The organism is Streptomyces sp. NPDC007095, from assembly GCF_040634475.1.
In the GTDB taxonomy this organism is placed as follows: domain Bacteria; phylum Actinomycetota; class Actinomycetes; order Streptomycetales; family Streptomycetaceae; genus Streptomyces.
Genome location: NZ_JBEYFS010000030.1, coordinates 16,362 through 32,449 on the forward strand (window position 1 = coordinate 16,362; position 16,088 = coordinate 32,449).

General features: G+C 68.2%; 18 protein-coding genes and 5 pseudogenes. 6 read left to right on the forward strand and 17 right to left on the reverse strand.

The annotated features are described in order from the left end of the window. The first annotated feature begins 61 nt into the window (after positions 1 to 61). Positions 62 to 497 (forward strand): annotated as a pseudogene (locus ABZ656_RS13060) (transposase). A 214-nt stretch (positions 498 to 711) separates the two neighbouring features. Here ABZ656_RS13060 and ABZ656_RS13065 read toward each other — a convergent pair. The 6 genes and pseudogenes from ABZ656_RS13065 to ABZ656_RS13090 form a co-directional block, all read right to left on the reverse strand. Then, complete coding sequence (locus ABZ656_RS13065; protein ID WP_360267406.1) at positions 712 to 876, reverse strand: hypothetical protein; 165 nt, start codon at positions 874 to 876, stop codon at positions 712 to 714. 18 nt (positions 877 to 894) lie between these two features. Continuing rightward, positions 895 to 1,245 (reverse strand): antibiotic biosynthesis monooxygenase family protein, encoded by a 351-nt coding sequence (locus ABZ656_RS13070; RefSeq protein ID WP_075029910.1) that lies wholly within the window; start codon positions 1,243 to 1,245, stop codon positions 895 to 897. A 369-nt stretch (positions 1,246 to 1,614) separates the two neighbouring features. Beyond that, a complete protein-coding gene (locus tag ABZ656_RS13075) occupies positions 1,615 to 1,791 on the reverse strand; it encodes a hypothetical protein (protein ID WP_360267409.1) in 177 nt (58 codons plus the stop codon). 222 nt (positions 1,792 to 2,013) lie between these two features. Continuing rightward, a pseudogene (locus tag ABZ656_RS13080) lies at positions 2,014 to 2,220 on the reverse strand (IS5/IS1182 family transposase); the annotation flags it as partial. A gap of 18 nt (positions 2,221 to 2,238) precedes the next feature. Then, positions 2,239 to 2,766 (reverse strand): DUF6417 family protein, encoded by a 528-nt coding sequence (locus ABZ656_RS13085; protein ID WP_360267412.1) that lies wholly within the window; start codon positions 2,764 to 2,766, stop codon positions 2,239 to 2,241. Positions 2,767 to 2,956: 190 nt separating this feature from the next. Next, positions 2,957 to 3,337, reverse strand: a pseudogene (locus ABZ656_RS13090) (isocitrate lyase/phosphoenolpyruvate mutase family protein); the annotation flags it as partial. A 677-nt stretch (positions 3,338 to 4,014) separates the two neighbouring features. Between ABZ656_RS13090 and ABZ656_RS13095 the strand changes: the two are divergent. After that, entirely contained in the window at positions 4,015 to 4,386 is a 372-nt protein-coding gene (locus ABZ656_RS13095; protein ID WP_360267415.1) for a TIGR02391 family protein, read from the forward strand. A 128-nt stretch (positions 4,387 to 4,514) separates the two neighbouring features. Here the strand turns inward: ABZ656_RS13095 and ABZ656_RS13100 are convergent, their stop codons facing one another. From ABZ656_RS13100 to ABZ656_RS13135, 8 genes and pseudogenes are all read right to left on the reverse strand, one after another. Then, positions 4,515 to 5,063, reverse strand: coding sequence for a TetR/AcrR family transcriptional regulator (locus ABZ656_RS13100; protein ID WP_101403545.1), 549 nt, complete (start codon positions 5,061 to 5,063; stop codon positions 4,515 to 4,517). A gap of 25 nt (positions 5,064 to 5,088) precedes the next feature. Then, positions 5,089 to 5,562, reverse strand: coding sequence for a nuclear transport factor 2 family protein (locus ABZ656_RS13105; protein WP_360267418.1), 474 nt, complete (start codon positions 5,560 to 5,562; stop codon positions 5,089 to 5,091). A gap of 129 nt (positions 5,563 to 5,691) precedes the next feature. Beyond that, positions 5,692 to 5,796: pseudogene (locus ABZ656_RS13110) on the reverse strand (transposase); the annotation flags it as partial. A 750-nt stretch (positions 5,797 to 6,546) separates the two neighbouring features. Beyond that, complete coding sequence (locus ABZ656_RS13115; RefSeq protein WP_360267421.1) at positions 6,547 to 8,049, reverse strand: metallophosphoesterase; 1,503 nt, start codon at positions 8,047 to 8,049, stop codon at positions 6,547 to 6,549. Positions 8,050 to 8,069: 20 nt separating this feature from the next. Beyond that, positions 8,070 to 8,441 (reverse strand): annotated as a pseudogene (locus tag ABZ656_RS13120) (integrase core domain-containing protein); the annotation flags it as partial. Positions 8,442 to 8,760: 319 nt separating this feature from the next. Beyond that, entirely contained in the window at positions 8,761 to 9,201 is a 441-nt protein-coding gene (locus ABZ656_RS13125; protein WP_101404157.1) for a VOC family protein, read from the reverse strand. A gap of 119 nt (positions 9,202 to 9,320) precedes the next feature. Continuing rightward, on the reverse strand, positions 9,321 to 9,494 hold the full coding sequence (locus ABZ656_RS13130; protein ID WP_180362336.1) for a hypothetical protein: 174 nt from the start codon (positions 9,492 to 9,494) through the stop codon (positions 9,321 to 9,323). A 234-nt stretch (positions 9,495 to 9,728) separates the two neighbouring features. Beyond that, the gene (locus ABZ656_RS13135) at positions 9,729 to 10,055 is read right to left on the reverse strand and encodes a hypothetical protein (RefSeq protein ID WP_360267426.1); all 327 of its coding nucleotides are present in this window, start codon (positions 10,053 to 10,055) and stop codon (positions 9,729 to 9,731) included. A gap of 142 nt (positions 10,056 to 10,197) precedes the next feature. Here ABZ656_RS13135 and ABZ656_RS13140 point away from each other — a divergent pair, with 142 nt between their 5' ends. The 3 genes from ABZ656_RS13140 to ABZ656_RS13150 all read left to right on the forward strand — a co-directional run bounded on the left by ABZ656_RS13140 (position 10,198) and on the right by ABZ656_RS13150 (position 12,149). Then, positions 10,198 to 10,542 (forward strand): hypothetical protein, encoded by a 345-nt coding sequence (locus ABZ656_RS13140; RefSeq protein WP_360267429.1) that lies wholly within the window; start codon positions 10,198 to 10,200, stop codon positions 10,540 to 10,542. A gap of 517 nt (positions 10,543 to 11,059) precedes the next feature. After that, the gene (locus ABZ656_RS13145) at positions 11,060 to 11,449 is read left to right on the forward strand and encodes a hypothetical protein (RefSeq protein WP_360267432.1); all 390 of its coding nucleotides are present in this window, start codon (positions 11,060 to 11,062) and stop codon (positions 11,447 to 11,449) included. A gap of 295 nt (positions 11,450 to 11,744) precedes the next feature. Further along, the gene (locus ABZ656_RS13150; protein WP_360267435.1) at positions 11,745 to 12,149 is read left to right on the forward strand and encodes an SsgA family sporulation/cell division regulator; all 405 of its coding nucleotides are present in this window, start codon (positions 11,745 to 11,747) and stop codon (positions 12,147 to 12,149) included. Between the two features lie 119 nt (positions 12,150 to 12,268). Here the strand turns inward: ABZ656_RS13150 and ABZ656_RS13155 are convergent, their stop codons facing one another. Together ABZ656_RS13155 and ABZ656_RS13160 are read right to left on the reverse strand one after the other, a co-directional pair. Next, a complete protein-coding gene (locus ABZ656_RS13155) occupies positions 12,269 to 12,973 on the reverse strand; it encodes a helix-turn-helix domain-containing protein (RefSeq protein ID WP_360267438.1) in 705 nt (234 codons plus the stop codon). Between the two features lie 148 nt (positions 12,974 to 13,121). Next, positions 13,122 to 13,712 (reverse strand): TetR/AcrR family transcriptional regulator, encoded by a 591-nt coding sequence (locus ABZ656_RS13160; RefSeq protein ID WP_101403540.1) that lies wholly within the window; start codon positions 13,710 to 13,712, stop codon positions 13,122 to 13,124. Between the two features lie 137 nt (positions 13,713 to 13,849). On the opposite strand from ABZ656_RS13160, the gene ABZ656_RS13165 reads away from it, so the two are divergent. Next, positions 13,850 to 14,860, forward strand: a complete 1,011-nt coding sequence (locus ABZ656_RS13165; protein WP_180362335.1) for an NADP-dependent oxidoreductase — start codon at positions 13,850 to 13,852, stop codon at positions 14,858 to 14,860. A gap of 31 nt (positions 14,861 to 14,891) precedes the next feature. Here ABZ656_RS13165 and ABZ656_RS13170 read toward each other — a convergent pair whose 3' ends face one another. Next, on the reverse strand, positions 14,892 to 16,061 hold the full coding sequence (locus tag ABZ656_RS13170) for an IS630 family transposase (protein WP_360267442.1): 1,170 nt from the start codon (positions 16,059 to 16,061) through the stop codon (positions 14,892 to 14,894). Positions 16,062 to 16,088 lie beyond the last annotated feature (27 nt).

Consider the following 16,088-nt stretch of genomic DNA (forward strand, 5'->3'; position numbering starts at 1 on the left):
GTCGGCGTCGAAGAGGTATTGCGTGTCGGGCAGGACGGCCAACGCGAAGCGTGGGCTCTTGGTGTCGAAGTGGGACCGGCCGCCGCTGTGGGCTGCCGGGCCGGCGTGTGCCGGGGTCGCCTCAAGTGCGGTCGCCACCACGCCGACCGCGGGTACGGCGAGCGCGGCCTGCAGCAGTGCGCGTCTGTCCAGCCGGTTCTGGTGCCCTGCTGTGCTCAGAGGGCTCTACGTTCTTGATCGGGTTGGCCGAGCCAGCGGCAACCTCCACCGCCCGAGCAACTACCACCGAAGGCTTCAGCGCGTCTTCTACACCTCCGCACTCGTCAGCGTCCGCTGCGACTCGAACTCGCGGAAGTTCTACGAACGCAAACGGGCCGAGGGCAAAACACGTCCAAGCCGTGCTCGCCCTCGCCCGTCGACGCGTCAACGTCATCTGGGCCCTGGTCCGTGACCGACGGTGCTACGAGGTCGCACCCCCAGCGATCACAGCCGCTTGACGACAACATTAGGAAGCGTTAAGTCCGTTTCCGATATTCCGCGTGCTGGTTGTTCGAGGAGCCCATGGTGGACGGGTCGTCCCAGGCGTGAGCGGGTGACGTTGGTCGAGGGGCTCGTCGGCGGGCAGCCGAGGTACTCGTGCAGATCCACGGATGCGGAACACCTTCTCGGGGTGAGGCCCCGCCCCAGGGCATCTCGCCATCGGCTCGCCCCTCACGGCAGCGGGCGGACTTCGCCGTCGCGGGCGAGGACCTTGGCCTCCACCTCGAACTCGGCGGACGTGAACTGCCGCGGTGGACGAGAGCGGGGGCGAGGAACCCGTCGGCCACGGAAGGGGACGGTGCCGTGCAGGGCGGAGTCGCTGCCGAGCGCGGTCACGCCTCTACAGTTGCTGTGTCATACGTCGACCTGCTCGAAGATGTGCGGGTACGACACGATGTCGTCGGGGAACTCGGCAGCCATGCGCTGGAACTCCGGGCTGCCGAACGCCGTGGCGAGAGCCTCGGTCGACTCCCAGACCGCGACGTTCATCAGAAGTTGACTGCCCGCCGTTCCCTTGTGCATCTGCAGGGAGACGAATCCCGGCTGAGCCTTCATGAACTCCGCCTGCCTCCGGAAGAGGGGCAGGAACGCCTCAGTCCTCTCCTTCGGAACGAAGAAGGTGTTGGCCAGGACGATGGGCCCGGTCTTCTCCTTGAACTGCGCGAACATCGGCGTAATCGGGTCCAGGCTCTGCAGCTTGGCCATCTTCGGGTACTTCCTCTCGCTATCGGTTGTTCCACGGCACCGAGGCCGGCCACCGCCGTACTGAATCCGGCGACGCTCACGACGCTCGCTTGTCCGTACGGGTACTGCTTTCTGGGGACCGTTCCATCGTCCCGGCGTAAGCGGGCCGTGAAGTCAGCCGCAGTTCCCGTTCCGATGGGCAACTTCGGTCGGACCGCGCGACGCCGTGTCATACGTGGGGATGACACCGGACCCTGAGGGCGCGGGCTCGCGGCCGACACGGGCGGAGGTGAAATTCCGTGAATCCGCGGGAGCACCGCCCCGCATGTGGAAGGGCCTCCGGCAAGTGCGGACAGCAACTGTCGCGGGCTGATGCACCCTCAGAGGACGTCAAGTCCGTTTCTGGTAGCGGCCTCGTCCGGGTTGAGTGAGGAAGCCTTGACGGGTGAGGCGTCCGAGGCGGCTGCGGGTGACGTTCATGGCCGGATTGTCGGTGGGCATGCCGAGAAGTTCGTGTAGTTCACGGACCCGGAATGCCTGGTCGGGGTGCTGGTTGAAGGCGTTCATGATGGCCTGGTACGCAGTGGTCGGCTCGGGCGGATCGAGCTCGCCTCCTCGTCGGTCGGCGCGAGTTCGGCGATGACCTTCCGGGCGGTGGCCAACTCCGTGAGAGTGCTTCGGTCTCGGCGAGTGCTCCGGTCAAGTCCTCTGTCTGACTGCGGAGTTCATCAGCATGGACAACGGCTTCGTCGTGGCGGGCCTGGAGATCGGTCAGGAACTCAGTGATGTTCACGCGGCCGCCCGGAGGGTGTCGCGCCAGGCCGGGACGGGTGTGGTGAGGCGACGGGACATGTTCGCGGTGGAGGCCCAGTAGACGCGTGAGGCGGAGTTCTCGGGCCGGTGGTCGTACTCGCGGGCCAGGCGCCGGTGCAGCATCAGGGTGCCGTTGACCTGCTCGACCACCCACCGCTTCCGCTGCGGGACGAAGCCTTGCCCTGCAGACTTGACGACCTCTCAGTGCCCTCCAGATGAGGAACGTTGGGTTCGCAAGGCACAGTCCTCAGCGGCCGTGGCCGCGTGGTGGTAGGTAGCTGAACGCCGAATTCTGTTCGCCGCACGTTCGGCTTCCGTCGCCGCGGTGCGAGACGGGGTGCGCCGTCGGAAGAACAGCTCGCGTGCGTCGTCCCGGCCAGCTCGCCCGCCGCCCCTCCCCCTCCCTCGGTCCGCTGCGTGGCCGATCCGGCCGCCGTCGGCTGGAGGTCTCTTGTCCCAGGCCCGGGCCGGGCTGTGCACGACGCCGTATTCGCGGGTGAAGCGGTCGGCCTCCGCGGCGGAGCGGGTCATCTGGCGCAGCCACAACTCATACGCCATGGACACCATCTGTTCCTGCGTCAGATATGGCCGCCACCGCTCGCATGATCCTGCGTTCACACGGTGCCGAACGGACCTCCTCCGCCAGCTCAGCGGCCGGGGGGCGGCGGCGGGAGCAGCCGTGGGTAAGAGTGTCGTGACCCTACAGCGTGAAGCGGCCGCCCATCGCATGGGCTACCCCGCCGGAGCCGACAGCTCCGCCCCGCCCTCCCCCGGGCCGGCTCCATCAGGCCCCGGTTCTGCGGGCCGTTGACGTGTCGCTGGTCCGGCGGGAGGAACTCGGCGTCCTGTCGTCAGGCCGCTCGGCGGGTCAGCCGTGGTCCTCCTCGTGCTGGTGCGCCGCGACCAGGGCCTCCTCGGACAGCGGCAGCACCTGTTTGCCGTCGGCGTGCCCGCACCGGCGCGGGCGCTTCTGGTCCTCCAGGATCACTCCCGACGCCCCGATCCGCTCCAGTCCCTCGACGACATGGCAGGCGACTTCGGGGTCGACGTATCCGTCGTCGATGTCCACCAGCAGGTGGTGCCGCGGGAAGGCGCCCCGCAGCCGCTGGACGAACGCCACCATGTCCGGCCAGGCGATGAAGCCGATGTCCGGCAGCCCGTAGTAGGAGGCCGCGAAGCCGAAGCCGGAGACGAACATCCCGTCGTAGTGCTCGGCCGCGATCGACGCCGAGCACATGTCATACACGCCGATCAGCGGAGTGGTGGCCGGCCCGGCGATCTGGTGTGTTAACTGCACCATCGTCTCTGATCATGGAGCGAGATGATCTACGCCTGCAAGGAAGTGTGTGTTGCAAGACCTGCACCGCCAGCTGATCGAGGGGCGGGCCGATGTGCCCCGTGTCGGCTCGGTCGTATAACTGGAATCCATACCGCTGTACGCCGTTCTGGACGGTGACGGAACCGTCGTCGCCCCCATCGTTCCGTACCTCCGGGGTCTGACCCTGGACGACAACCGGCCGTTGACTGTCAGGAGTTACGCGTACGATCTCCAGCGCTGGTTCCGGTTGTTGTGGTTCCTCGGCGTCCCGTGGGACCGGGCGACGGAGGCGGAAGATTCTGCGCTGGTGGGATGGCTCCGGGTGGCTCAGAATCCGCAGCGCCGCCGCTGGAAGGCGAACGCTCCGAAGCCGGGCTCGGTGAACCCTCACCTGACGGCACGCCATCGGCTCCGGGCGAAGTTCGATCTGGCCTGCGCTCTGACCACGCAGGGCATCGCCCTGGAGCACCTGACCCCCTCGGCCCTGCTGCACTACTCGCTGGAGAACAAGCGTCTGGGCCTCGCCCACGGCGCGAACAAGGACAACACCCGGTTCGCGGCCCTGGGTGTCTGGGACATCCTGCACAGGATGGGGCACTTCCCTCCAGGGACGGCCCCGACCCTGCGGACATTAACGGCTCGACATCGAACTCGTTCCCGTGCCGGAGGCGAAGGCACGACCACAGTTCCTGCGGGGCGACTTCGAGGCCGCCGCGCTGTTGGCGATGAAGGAGGTCGAACTTCGCGTCCGGACGATGGCCGGCCTCCCGAACTCCCTCACGGGCACGGCCCTCATGCAGCAGGCGTTCCGACCCGGCAAGGGAGATCAGGAAGCGGGGCCACTGGTCGACACCACGGCCGATGGGGGTGAGGCAGTCGGCACGATGGAGCTATTCAAGGGCGCCATCGGCCTGTTCAAGAACCCGCCGAGCCACCGACGGGTCGACTACACCGACCCAACCGAAGCAGCCGAGGTTCTCCTACTGGCAGACCTGCTCATGCGTCTACTCAACAAGATCGAGGAGTCTTAAGGTCTCAGAAGCTGTCCGAACCGGTCATCTGTGACGTTCCGTGACTGGTGGACCGGTCGGTGGGCCGGGTATCGCGGTCGATAGGGGCCGGAACTCGGGGCCATCGTCGCCGAACTGCCAGTGTCGGGTCAACGAGCGGTGAGGACGTGCGCCCACGGCTCATCGATGTCGGCCAGACCCAGCACGGCGACCACGTTGTCGAGCATTCCGGCGCCGAACCAGCGCCGCACGGCCTCGTCGTCGCCCAGCAACTGCCGAACGGTGTCAACCTGCTTGGCGTAGCACCGGCGCACGGCCTGCTCCACCAGCGGCTCGCCGACGGCGCAGTTCGCGTGCATGAGGAAACGCAGGATGTTCCGGTCCGCGACGAGCGCGGCGTAGGCGCCCCGCGCCGCGTCCAACGCCTCCTCGGGCGCCGGCCCGGCCCCACCCGACGCCGGCGAGTGAGCGACCAGCGTGTCGGTCATGACGACAGACACGTGGTCGACCACCGCCGCGAACAGCGCTTCCTTGTTCGGGTACAGGCGATAGAGATACGGCTGAGAGACGCCGACCCACTCTGCGATCTCGTGCGTCGTCGTACCGTAAAAACCCTTTTGCGCGAAGCAGTCGACCGCGGCGGCCACGATGGCCCGACGTCGTTCGTCGCTCTTCGTGCTCGTTCCGGCGGCAGGCATGGGCGTCAGTCAAACACGGCTCCCCTCAGCCTCCAAAAGCCACGCTGCGGTCAGAGCCGGACGGCACGTCGTGGGGCGTGAGCGCCTCGATCGCCACCAGCGGGTTCCAGTAGTCCAGGTAGTGGGTGATGAGCGCGTCGTCATCGGTCCGGACGACGGAGATGCACGTCTGCTCGTACGGCTTGCCGGTCGGCAGCGCAGTGCCCTTCGAGCGGAATTCGGCGACCACGAGACTCGGATCGACCGTGTCGTGGAACACCAGGTCGCCGAACTCGACGTCAAAGGTCTCGGGGAACCCCCTCATGTGGGCGAGCAGGGCGTCTCGTCCCGTGACCTGCTTCGGCACGCCGTCCGGGGCGTACGGGAACTCGAGCACCGCGTCCGGGGCGAACAGCTTCACCCACTCCTCGGTGTGTCCGGCAGCGGTGAGGCGCAGGTGCTCGGCCACGGTGTGCTGGGCAGCGGCGCGGCGATTGGCGTCGTCTTCCTTGGCTGTCATCTTCACTCCTACGTTAGTGGTCGACCTATAACTTACCTCACTTGATCCACCTCATCCATCTCCGGGGCGGTCGGGCCACTGCCATGCCGAGGGTCTTCACGAGGAGAGCCGCCGTGGCGCCAGCCGTTGCGGGTAGTCGTGCGGGAGGTAACGCCAGGGGATCCCGGTTCGGTTCACGTACAGGACGGCGTCCAGAAAACGCCCACTCGGCGGCGGGCGGCGGCACGGGGCTATGGGAACCCGTCACGCAACGTCACAGATCACCGGTTCCGACAGCTTCTCACTTGACTTGGTGCAGAGAAGCTCCCTCAGCTTCTTCCCGTAGGTCAACGTCCGGTTCCTCTCGTGGGGTTGAACACGTCGCGCGGAGAGGGCCGTCGCAACACGACCGCCCTTTGCCAAGGCAAGAGGATCCCCATATCGATCCTCGGCTCTCTCCTTGGGTGGGCTTTACTCACCTCAATGGCGCAAGCGGTTCACCGGAGAAACGTCACTGATCCTCCGTCCGGGCCGCCCGGTTGATCCCAGCGCGCGGACGGGTGCGGAAGCCGGGGTTCGCGCAGGCGGCCGGGGCGCGGCCGAGGGCGGTGCACAAGACCCGGCCGGTGCCCTGTTCGCGGCACCAGAGCGGCGGGGGCGGCGCCCGTGCCGCCACCGGAGCTCGGCGACTCTCCGGCGGCACTGTCGTCCGGCTGCTCGGGAAGTCTCCTGGCGGCGCCGCGGTCTGCGGTCCCGGCAGTCAAAAAAGCAGCCCCGCCTCCGGGATACCGGAGGCGGGGCTGTGCGGAGCGCCGGGCAGGCCTTGCACCTGCATCTCCCCGCAGGAAGCGGGGCGTCTTTCCTTGGACCACCAACGCGAGGCTCACCGCCGGAAGTTCGGGCGGCTCGCTCAAGATCAATGATAGCGCAGTCCCAGCGTCCCGGATCACACGGCGGCGCAGGAACCGGACCGGCTGCCGGAACAGCGTCCGATTCCCCGGGTGTTCAGGTCAGCGGAATGGTGACTTCGTCCTCGACCGGCGGGTCGAGTTCCTGCGCGCGGTTCCCGGTGGCCGCGAAGCAGCGCAGCCGGACCGCCTCCGGGGTGACGTCCAGGCGCAGGAAGCACTTGAAGAACGGCGGGCTGTAGGTCGCCGAGCTCGGTGAGAAGAGCTGGGTGTAGATCTTCCGCACGGGCAGGCGGAAGCGCGAGGTGCGCTCAGGCCGGCCGCCCGCGCCCAGCAGGTTCGCGATCAGACGGGTGCGCCGGGTGACGCGGGCGGGCGGGCCCTGGGTGCGGGTCGGCGGGATGCCGAGGCGCTCGGCGACGACGGCTGTCGCCTCGGCCTCGGTGAGGGTGAACAGGCGGCGCAGGCGGAGCCGGTGTCCGTAGAGCCTGCTGTAGAAGGCGAGGGAGTCGCCGCGCAGCGGGTAGCAGCGGAACTCCTGCTCGGTGACGCCCGCGACGGAGACACGGGGGATGGTGTGGGTGGCGTGCATGAAGGCTCCGCCGCCGCCCGACACCACGTACTGGATGGTGCGGCCGTCCACCTGCACCGGGTAGCGCTGGTAGTTGTGGATGTCGCCGCCTATGGCCGCGAGGTAGTGGTGGTCCGGGTCGCGGACGAGGTCGTCGACGGTGCCGCCGCCTTCGATGGGGCACGGGTGGTGTTCGCCGTCCACGTACAGGGGCGAGCCGGTGACGAGGATCTTGGGGAGAGGTCCCTTGGACACCTCGCGCAGCCATGCGCCCTGCTCGGCGTCGATGGTTCCCAGCAGTCCCGTGTCGATGCCTATGATCCGCACCGGCCCGGCGTCGATGGCCCAGTACGGGCCCGGCTGGACGGCCTGTTGGGCTGGTGAGGAGCGCAACCTCCGCGCCTCGGTGAGGCGTTGTCCGTCGGCCGCGGGCGGCCGGTGCCACAGCAGCGACCGCAGCCAGGCCCGTGAGAGGGGGCGCGGCGCGGGCTGCGGGGCGAGTGGCGGGGCGTCGTCGCAGAAGACGCGCATGAAGCCGCCGAGGTCTTCGTACCAGTCGTGGTTGCCGGGTATCGCGTATATGGGTGCCGGGTAGTCCTGGTACGGGCGGAAGAACTTCGTGCCGTAGTCGTCCGCTCTGCCGACGGGGTAGATCACGTCGCTGGCGATGACCGCGAATTTCGTGTCCTGACTGGCTTTCAGGAAGCCGGGGACGACGGCGTATTGGGGATCGTCTCCCTCGCCGGTGTCTCCGATGACCATGAAGGAGAACCGGTCTGGGTCGTCGCGCCGGATCACCTTGGCGGCGGGGGCTCCGGCGGCCGTCCGCTGTGCCACCCAGCGGCTGCGGGTGTGGCCCGTGGGGTCCCCGAACCAGGAAGCCAGTATGCCGTTGCGTGCGGCCCACAGGGTCTTCGGGTTGAGCCATGAGAGCTTCTCGACCCGGTGCGGCATGAGGTGCTTGTACTCGCCGTGTTCCAGAGTGCCCCAGCCGGCGCCTTCGGCGGTATCGCGTGAAGAGTCAGACACCGGTGAACCGTAGCAACGATCTAGGTGTATTGACCCGCAGGGTTGTTGACGCGGGTGATTGGTGGGTGGCCGTCGAGTGCGGTGTGACAGCGGTGGTGGTTGTAGGTGTGCAGGAAGTCTGCCAGGGCTGTGGTGCGTTCGGTGTTGCTGGTGCAGGGCCGCAGGTAGGCCCATTCGTCGAGCAGGGTGCGGTTGAAGCGTTCGACCTTGCCGTTGGTCTGTGGCCGGTAGGGGCGGGTCAGCTTGCCGGTGGCGCCGAGGTCGGCCAGGGCCTGCTGCCGGGCGAAGCTCTTGCGGTAGGGCCAGGCGTTGTCGGTGAGCACCCGCTCGATGCGGTCGATACCCGCGGCGGCGTAGAACGCCGCGGCCCGGCGCAGGAAGCCGGCGCAGGTGGCGGCCTTCCAACTCCGCGCTCTACACCATCGTCCTGGCCCGCTTGCGCCGGGACGCCCGCACCCGCGACTACGTGGAGCGTCGTGTTGCCCAGGGCAAGACCCGCCGTGAAGCCATTCGCTGCCTCAAACGCTACGTCGCACGAGAGATCATGACGATGTGCGACCCGTTCCAGGTGAACGATCGGTACGTTGCGCGGGGTTCCGTCCTTGGCGACGTGGGTCAGGCGGGTCACGTCACGGGCCAGCAGCTCCTGTCTGATCGGGCGGTTCAGAACCTTGATGATCTCGTTCGGCTGCATGGTTCGGTTCCTCCTTCTCAGCGCAGTTGCTCGGCCAGTCCGACGATGATGCCCTCCGGGCCGCGGATGTAGCAGAGCAGATAGCTGTCCTCGAACCGGGCGATCTCGCCGACGAGTTCGGCGCCGTGAGGGCGCAGGCGGGCAACAGTGTCCTTGATGTCGTCGACGGCGAACATGACGCGGTGCGTGCCCAGAATGTTGTGCGGCCGGTTGCGCGGCCCGGCGCTGATCACCGCGGGGCTGCGGTACTTCGCCAGCTCGAGCCGGCTGTGACCGTCCGGGGTCCGGACCATCGCGATGTCACAGCGGACGCCGTCGAGTCCGGTGCACTGGTCGGCGAAGAGGCCCTCGACCTCCGCCCTGCCCTCCAGCTCCATACCGAGTTCCACGAAGAACGCGATGGCGGCATCCATGTCCTCGACGACGATGCCGACGTTGTCCATCCGCTGAATCGCCATGCTGGTTTCTCCTTCTTCCTCGTGCGGCCGGTGGTGGCCGCTGATGTCCCTGGGACGGAGCCGGTGGCACGTTCTCGACATCCTCAGACCGCCGAACTCCGAAAAATCTGGATCGCGCCTCAGCACCGCTGCAGCAGACCCGCGAGCCAGGCGCCGCCACCGAGGATGAGTGCGGCGCAGGTGGCCGTTCCCATGAAGACGATCAGCCGCAGCGTGCCGTCCCCGCTTTTCAATGCTTCCTCGACGATTCGCAGCGTGCGCGCTTGAGCATTGCGCCTCCCCAATTGATTCACGGTGCCGGGTCGCCCTTGGCGGGTGGAGTTCCCCGTGCCGCTCGCCCTCGCCGCACCCGTCCGGGCCCCGCCGCGCGGCGCCGGCGCGAGCTGGGGGGCCGCGCTGACCCCCGGCGGGCCCGAGCATCCGTGGACGGGAATGCAGGGGGCGGGCGTTGGCGAGTCCCTGGTGCGGCCTGTACTCGTTGTAGAACCTCTCGAACTCGCGTAGCGCGTGGAGCAGGTGATGCTCGTTTAGATCAGGGTGCGGTCCAACAGCTCGCGCCGGCAGGTCTGCACCCACCGTTGCGTGATCGAGTTCATGCGAGGCATCCGTGCTCCGCTGAGTACTGCCTCGATCCCCGCATCGTTGAGGACTGCGTCGAACAGGGCGGGAAACTTCCCGTCCCGGTCCCGGATCAGCAACCTGGCCCGGCAGCCGGCGTCTTCGAGGTCCATGACAAGGTTCTTCGCGGCTTGCGTCACCCACCTGGCGGTGGGGTGCGCGGTGGCGCCGAGGATCCGGATCCGGCGGCTGGCGTGCTCGATCACCGCGAACACATACATGCGTGCCCCGGACAAGGTGATCGTTTCCAGGAAGTCACACACCAGCAGGGCGTCGGCCTGGGAGCGCAGGAAGTCCGCCCACGTGCTCGTAGCACGCTCGGGTGCCGGATCGATCCCGGCTTCCTGGAGGATCTGTCAGACGGTGGAGGCTGCCACCTTGGCTCCCAGAACGACAGCGATCCTCGCCCTGCGCCATCAGATCACGGTGCTGGAGCGCCAACTCGGTGGCGAGAGGGTTCGGTTCTCTCCAGGCGATCGCTCGTTCCTGGCAGCGTTGCTGCACCGCCTGCCCTCGGAGGTGCTGCGCAGGATTCGGCTGGTGGTACGTCCGGACACGGTGCTGCGCTGGCACCGCGATCTGGTCGCGCGCCGCCACGCTGCGCGCTCCCGGCCCAAGCGGGCGGGGAGGCCGCGGACCGTGCGCTCCGTCCGGCTGTGCTTGTCCCGATCACTCATGGGCAGCAGGCGCAGCACGGCGAACGCATTCGCCACGGTCAGGTAAGCCAGTCGCAGCAGCACGACCGGCCATCCTGCCGGGGTGATCGCCGGCCGCGCGAGAGTACCGATCCGAGCATCCGCGCTCGAGACCCCGCGCATCCACCTGAGCTGATGAGGTTTTCGGCAAGGGCAGCGTCGGCCGCGGGAGAGCCGAGCGGTGATGTTGGACGACATCCCCGATGCGCAGGTCGCGGCGCAGGCGGCGCCTGATCCCGGCGGCTCCCAGTACGGGCTTGGCGTCGCCCGCCCCGGGTCCCGGATGCCCGTTCCTACGGGTCAGACCCGGCGCCCGTCGCCTCGGCCACCGTCGCCCTGCTCGTGCCATTCGCCCCCTCCGACGTGCTGTGATGAGCCTCACCGCAAACATGAGGGCCCCCTCGAGTACGCTGGGCGACGTCGAACATGAGGGACCCCTCCGGATGATCCTCACCGTTCGGCACCCGGCCGGTCCGGATTCCCCGGATCACGGACAGGACGGCCGCCCAGTCAACGGAATCGCGGCACATCACAAGGAGATGACCATGAACAAGTGGGTCAAGCGCGTCTCGACCGCTGTCGCTTCTACGGCGCTGGCAGGCGGAGCCCTTCTCGGAGTCAGCGGCACGGCCTCGGCGGCGGCCTCGGCGCCCGGGCAGCACACGCAGACCGCGATCACCGCCTTCGCCACCAGCGGCGACCGCGCGAAGGGATACCAGAGCGCTCACCACGAGGCACAGGACGACAGCTGGGGCGCACCCCGCGGCTGGTACACGAACGGCGACCGCCAGGGCTACTACGGTGAAGAGCGCTGGAACGGTAGCCACCTGTACGCCTGGGACGGGTACCGCTGGGACGAGGCGACGACGTGGCACCGCGTCAGCGCCGAGCGCTGGTACCTGGACCAGGTCGCGTGGTACGCGGACCAGCGCTGATGCGGCCGGCCAGCACGGTCGGTTTGACCGGCCGCAACGACGTGGCTTTGGGTTGTGCCGTTGCGACTCGTCAAACCGACCGCTCGCCGAGCCGGCATCGAGCGCGAGCCGGTGAAATCGCCTCCCGGCTGAACAGGGACAACACGCGGGATCCGTGTGTGCTGCTCCCGTCCACCGGCGCTTCCGGTCGCGCCGGCGGTACCGCCGCCCCCGTGCCTCGAAGCACACGGGGAGCGATCGCAGTGCCGGGCGAGCGGGGACGTGGAGGTGAGGGACAGTGAGATCGGTCAGAACCGTGGCACACGAGCTGCCCGTGCGGCTCGTCTTGTCGCACGACCTGTCGGTGTCGATACGTGCAGCACTGCAGTACGACGCGGATGATCCTTATGCCGTGCGTGCCGTCTTCCACACCCCGGACCAGAGCGGAACGGTCGAGTGGTTCCTCAGTCGCGACATGCTGGCTCAGGCTCTGAGCGAGCACACCGGGCACGGAGACGTGCACATGTGGCCGACCAGTGACTCGGGACGCGATGCGGTGTGCATGGTTCTTCGTTCGCCTGCGGGATCGGCCCTGCTCGAGTTCCCCGCGCAGGGCGTGGAATCCTTCCTGCGCGAAACATGGTCCGCGGTGCCGCCGGGGGCCGAATCCAGCCGGCTCGACCTGGACGCCGAACTGGCACAGCTGCTGGCGGAAAACTGAACGCCTCCCCCTGGATGGTGACGCCCCTCGTGGGACTGAGGGCCCGGATGCCGACCGCGGCACCGGGCCCGCCGCATGTCCCGCTGTATGCCCTGTTGCCCGACGTCGTCAGCCGCGGCTCATGCCTCCTCGCGGCACTCGCGGCACTCCTCTTCGGGGCACTCGAGAGCGGTGAGGGTCTGCTCGACCTGCTGGGGGGTCAGCGGGGGCTCGGGCAGCTCGTGGGCACACTCGGCGCGGAAGGCGTCGAGCAGCAGGTGCAGGTGGCGGCGCCAGGCGTTGGGGGCGACGGCACGGGTGGCCTGGATGATCCCCACTTGGGACCAGACCACGAAAGCGATGTCGTCCGGAGTGACATCGTCACGCAGGACACCCTGCTCCTGAGCGTTGCGGAAGATCTGAGCAAGCCGTTCCTTCGTGCGCTCGAACATTCCCCTGCCGAGCGCATGGATCGGCAGGCGGGCCGAGACCAGGTCGTTGAAGGCGCGGTCACAGGCCTGCAGTTCACAGAGCTTTTCCAGGTAGGAGCAGAACCCCTCCCAGGCGTCGTCCATGGCTGCGGCCTCTTCGGCTGCGGCGAGCAGATCCGTGAACTTCGCGGTGAAGAGCTCTTCGACCAGGTCGAGCCGGCGCGGGAAGTGCCGGTAGACCGTGCCGATCGCGACACCCGCCTCGCGGGCAACACCCTCCAGGGAAGCGTCCAGCCCCTGCTCGGCGAAAGCCTTGCGGGCAGCGGCCACGATCGCGTCCCTGTTGCGCTGCGCGTCGCGGCGCAGCGGTTTGACCGGCGCCTGGGGCGCGGACAGGACGTGCTGGTGACTCATGCATCCAGACTAACATGAGGGGCCCCTCAAATTAGGTTGTGATCTTGCCCATGGTGCGGACGGAACGTCATCCTTGCCGGAAACTCGACACACCACCGCCAGTGATGCCCGTTGTGCAAGCCCGTCGCTTCAGCGACGGGTAGTTGGCCTACGGGCCCGAGGGGCGGGGTTCCCCCTCGGTATCGCCGTTCCCTGCGCTCGTCAGAATCGCGCTCGCGACAACATCGAAGAGGTGATCGGCGCGTGGCGCGAGCGAGGGTTGGTCGCTGAGCCACGCGAGTGCCGCTACCAGCGCGAACAGATCGGTGCCGTCCATGTCGGTCCGCGCTGCGCCCGCGGCCTGGGCACGGGTGAGGAGCCGCGCGCCGGCTGCGCGCAAGGTGACGCACGAAGCGTGGAGTGCGGACTCGGTGTCCTCGATGGCGGCTGCCATCAGCACGGTCACGCCCCGGTACTCGGTAGTCCACGCGACGCAGTCGCGTAGCCACGAAACGAGAGCATCTTCGGGCGAGCTCGACGTCTCGAGCCCGCCTGCCCTTGCCGTCATCTCGTCGAAGCTCGTGCGGAGCAAGGCCTCGAGCAGCGCCTCGCGCGTCGGAAAGTGACGCAGCAGCGTCGCGAGCCCGACGTCGGCCCTGCGCGCGATGTCGCGCAGTGACACGTCGACGCCTTGCTCGGTGATGGCGGTGCCCGCGACGGCGAGCACGTGGTCGCGGTTCTTCCTGGCGTCGGCCCGCATCTGCCCCTCTTGACTATCCGGCTTGACTATCCGGCTTGACTATCCGGATCAGTGGTCCATATATTCGGATCACTGGTCCAGTTATGTGGATCGCTGATCCGAATAAGCCTATCCCGCAGCGCGGGCAGGAGAAAACGATGCCGACACACACGATGAGGGCGGTCCGGGTACATCAGCACGGCGGCCCTGAGGTTCTGCGTCACGACGAGGTGCCGGTTCCCGAGCCGGGGCCGGGTGAGGTGCTCGTTCGCGTTCACGCGGTCGGCGTCAACCCTCCGGACTGGTACCTGCGCGACGGGCTGACGAACCTGCCTCCGGAGACGAGGCCGAAGTTCAGCCTGCCCGTGATCCCGGGGACGGACGTGTCGGGCGTCGTCGAGGCCGTCGCCGCGGATGTGGACGGCCTCGACGTAGGTGATGAAGTCTTCGGTCTCCTCCGCTTCCCCAGCTTCGACGGCAGCGCGTATGCCGAGTACGTGGCCGCGCCCGCGTCGGACCTCGCACGCAAGCCGGCCGGCATCGATCACGTGCACGCCGCCGGGGTGCCCATGGCCGGGCTGACGGCGTGGCAGTTCCTGATCGAGCTCGGACACGATCATCCCTCGCCCTTCCAGGCGGCGCGGCATCGCCCGACGGCACTCGACGCCGGCACGACGGTGCTCGTCAACGGCGCGGCGGGCGGCGTGGGGCACTTCGCACTACAGCTGGCGAAATGGAAGGGGGCACGGGTGATCGCGGTGGCATCGGGCGCGCATGAACCGTTCCTGCGCGAGCTCGGCGCCGACCGGTTCATCGACTACACCAAGAGCCGTCCCGAGGAACTCGTGCACGACGTCGACCTCGTTCTCGACACCGTCGGCGGCCCCGGCAGCAGCCGCTTCCTGCGCACGCTCAGGCGCGGCGGCTCCCTGTTCCCCGTGTTCTTCGGCGACTTCGACGACGAAGAGACCGCGAAGCTGGGCGTCACGGTCTCGGGCACCCAGGTCCGCTCGAACGGCGCGCAGCTCGCCGGACTGGGACGCCTGCTCGACGCGGGCACGGTCCGCGTCGCGATCGACAGCACGTTCGCTCTCGCGGATGCCCGAGCGGCGCACGAACGCGCCGCCCGAGGGCACATCCAGGGCAAGATCGTGCTTACGGTCGCTTAGTGCTCGGCTCCGGAAATCCTTCGGGGATTGATCAGGCTGCCGGTGTGACGGAGGATTCTCCTTGTCGGTCGGCGGGTGTGTGCCGGTCGAGTCGGGCCAGCAGATCGTCCAGGTCGGAGGTGGTGAACCTCCACTGGAACGGCTGTGCCGTGGCGTTGTAGCGGTCTTCGAACCCTCGGAGTCGTTCCCGGACCTCGGCGAGGTCTGTGAAGTCGTTGGGCGAGACGACCTTGCGCTGCACGATGGAGAAGAAGATCTCGATCTGGTTCAGCCAGGAGGCGTGGACCGGGGTGTGGACCAGGACGGCGTTCGGGAACCGGGCGGCCATGCGGTCGATGGACCTGCGGCTGCGGTGCGAGGAGCCGTTGTCGACGATCCAGAAGACGCGTTTCGCGCTGGCGTAGGGCTCCTGCGTCATGACCTGTTCGACCAGGGCCATGAACGGCACGATGCCGGTGGTCGGCTCGCAGCGGCCGTGGATCTCGGCCCGGTGGACGTCGTAGGCGGCCAAGTAGGCCAGGGCGCCGCCGCGTCCGTACTCGTGGTTGACGCGCATCGCCCGGTTCTGTCCGGGGGCCAGAGTCGGGTGGCAGCGGCAGCGGGCCTGGATCGAGGTCTTCTCGTCGCTGGACAGGACGTACTCGTCCTCGCCGAGTGGGACGCCTTCGAAGGTGCGGGCGTACAGGTCTAGGACCCGCTGGGCCCTGGCGCGGAAGTCCGGGTCGCGGATGAAGATCCAGGACCGGTACTGCCAGGGCTTGAGCGCGTCCTCGCGTAACCAGCGGCGCACCGTGGACGCGGAGATGCTGTCGGTGATCCCGCGCGCGGTCAGCTCGGTGGCCAGTTCCGGACACGACCAGCGCGACAGCGGTATGCCGGTCTCGGCCGGCAGTTGGCAGGCCAGGGCCTTGGCCTCGACGACCTGCACGGGGGTGAAACGGGCCGGGCGCCCCGAGCGTTTGCGGTCGGCCAGGGCCGGCAGCCCGCCGTCGGCGAACCGACCGCGCCAGGTGCGCACGCTGTCCACATGCAGCCGGGTCTCGGCAGCTATCCGGGCGTTGCCCCGGCCGCGCGACGCGAGCAGGACGACTGTGGCGCGCTGCCTGGCCCGGTGCTGAGTCTTGTGGCCGTAGGCCATCTTCTTCAGCCGGTGGCGCTCGGCGGCGGTCAGGGTAAGGCACACGGCGCGGCCCAGGGACATGGGAGGCAACGGCCAATCTCGGGAGAG

Bases quoted from the DNA above. Each gene is read 5' to 3' on its own strand.
- ABZ656_RS13165 (WP_180362335.1), top strand. From the start codon at position 13,850: ATGCCGACACACACGATGAGGGCGGTCCGGGTACATCAGCACGGCGGC.
- ABZ656_RS13085 (WP_360267412.1), bottom strand. From the start codon at position 2,766: ATGCGATGGGCGGCCGCTTCACGCTGTAGGGTCACGACACTCTTACCC.
- ABZ656_RS13100 (WP_101403545.1), bottom strand. From the start codon at position 5,063: ATGCCTGCCGCCGGAACGAGCACGAAGAGCGACGAACGACGTCGGGCC.
- ABZ656_RS13155 (WP_360267438.1), bottom strand. From the start codon at position 12,973: ATGAGTCACCAGCACGTCCTGTCCGCGCCCCAGGCGCCGGTCAAACCG.
- ABZ656_RS13160 (WP_101403540.1), bottom strand. From the start codon at position 13,712: ATGCGGGCCGACGCCAGGAAGAACCGCGACCACGTGCTCGCCGTCGCG.
- ABZ656_RS13105 (WP_360267418.1), bottom strand. From the start codon at position 5,562: ATGACAGCCAAGGAAGACGACGCCAATCGCCGCGCCGCTGCCCAGCAC.
- ABZ656_RS13070 (WP_075029910.1), bottom strand. From the start codon at position 1,245: ATGGCCAAGCTGCAGAGCCTGGACCCGATTACGCCGATGTTCGCGCAG.
- ABZ656_RS13125 (WP_101404157.1), bottom strand. From the start codon at position 9,201: ATGGCGATTCAGCGGATGGACAACGTCGGCATCGTCGTCGAGGACATG.
- ABZ656_RS13145 (WP_360267432.1), top strand. From the start codon at position 11,060: ATGAACAAGTGGGTCAAGCGCGTCTCGACCGCTGTCGCTTCTACGGCG.
- ABZ656_RS13075 (WP_360267409.1), bottom strand. From the start codon at position 1,791: ATGAACGCCTTCAACCAGCACCCCGACCAGGCATTCCGGGTCCGTGAA.
- ABZ656_RS13170 (WP_360267442.1), bottom strand. From the start codon at position 16,061: ATGTCCCTGGGCCGCGCCGTGTGCCTTACCCTGACCGCCGCCGAGCGC.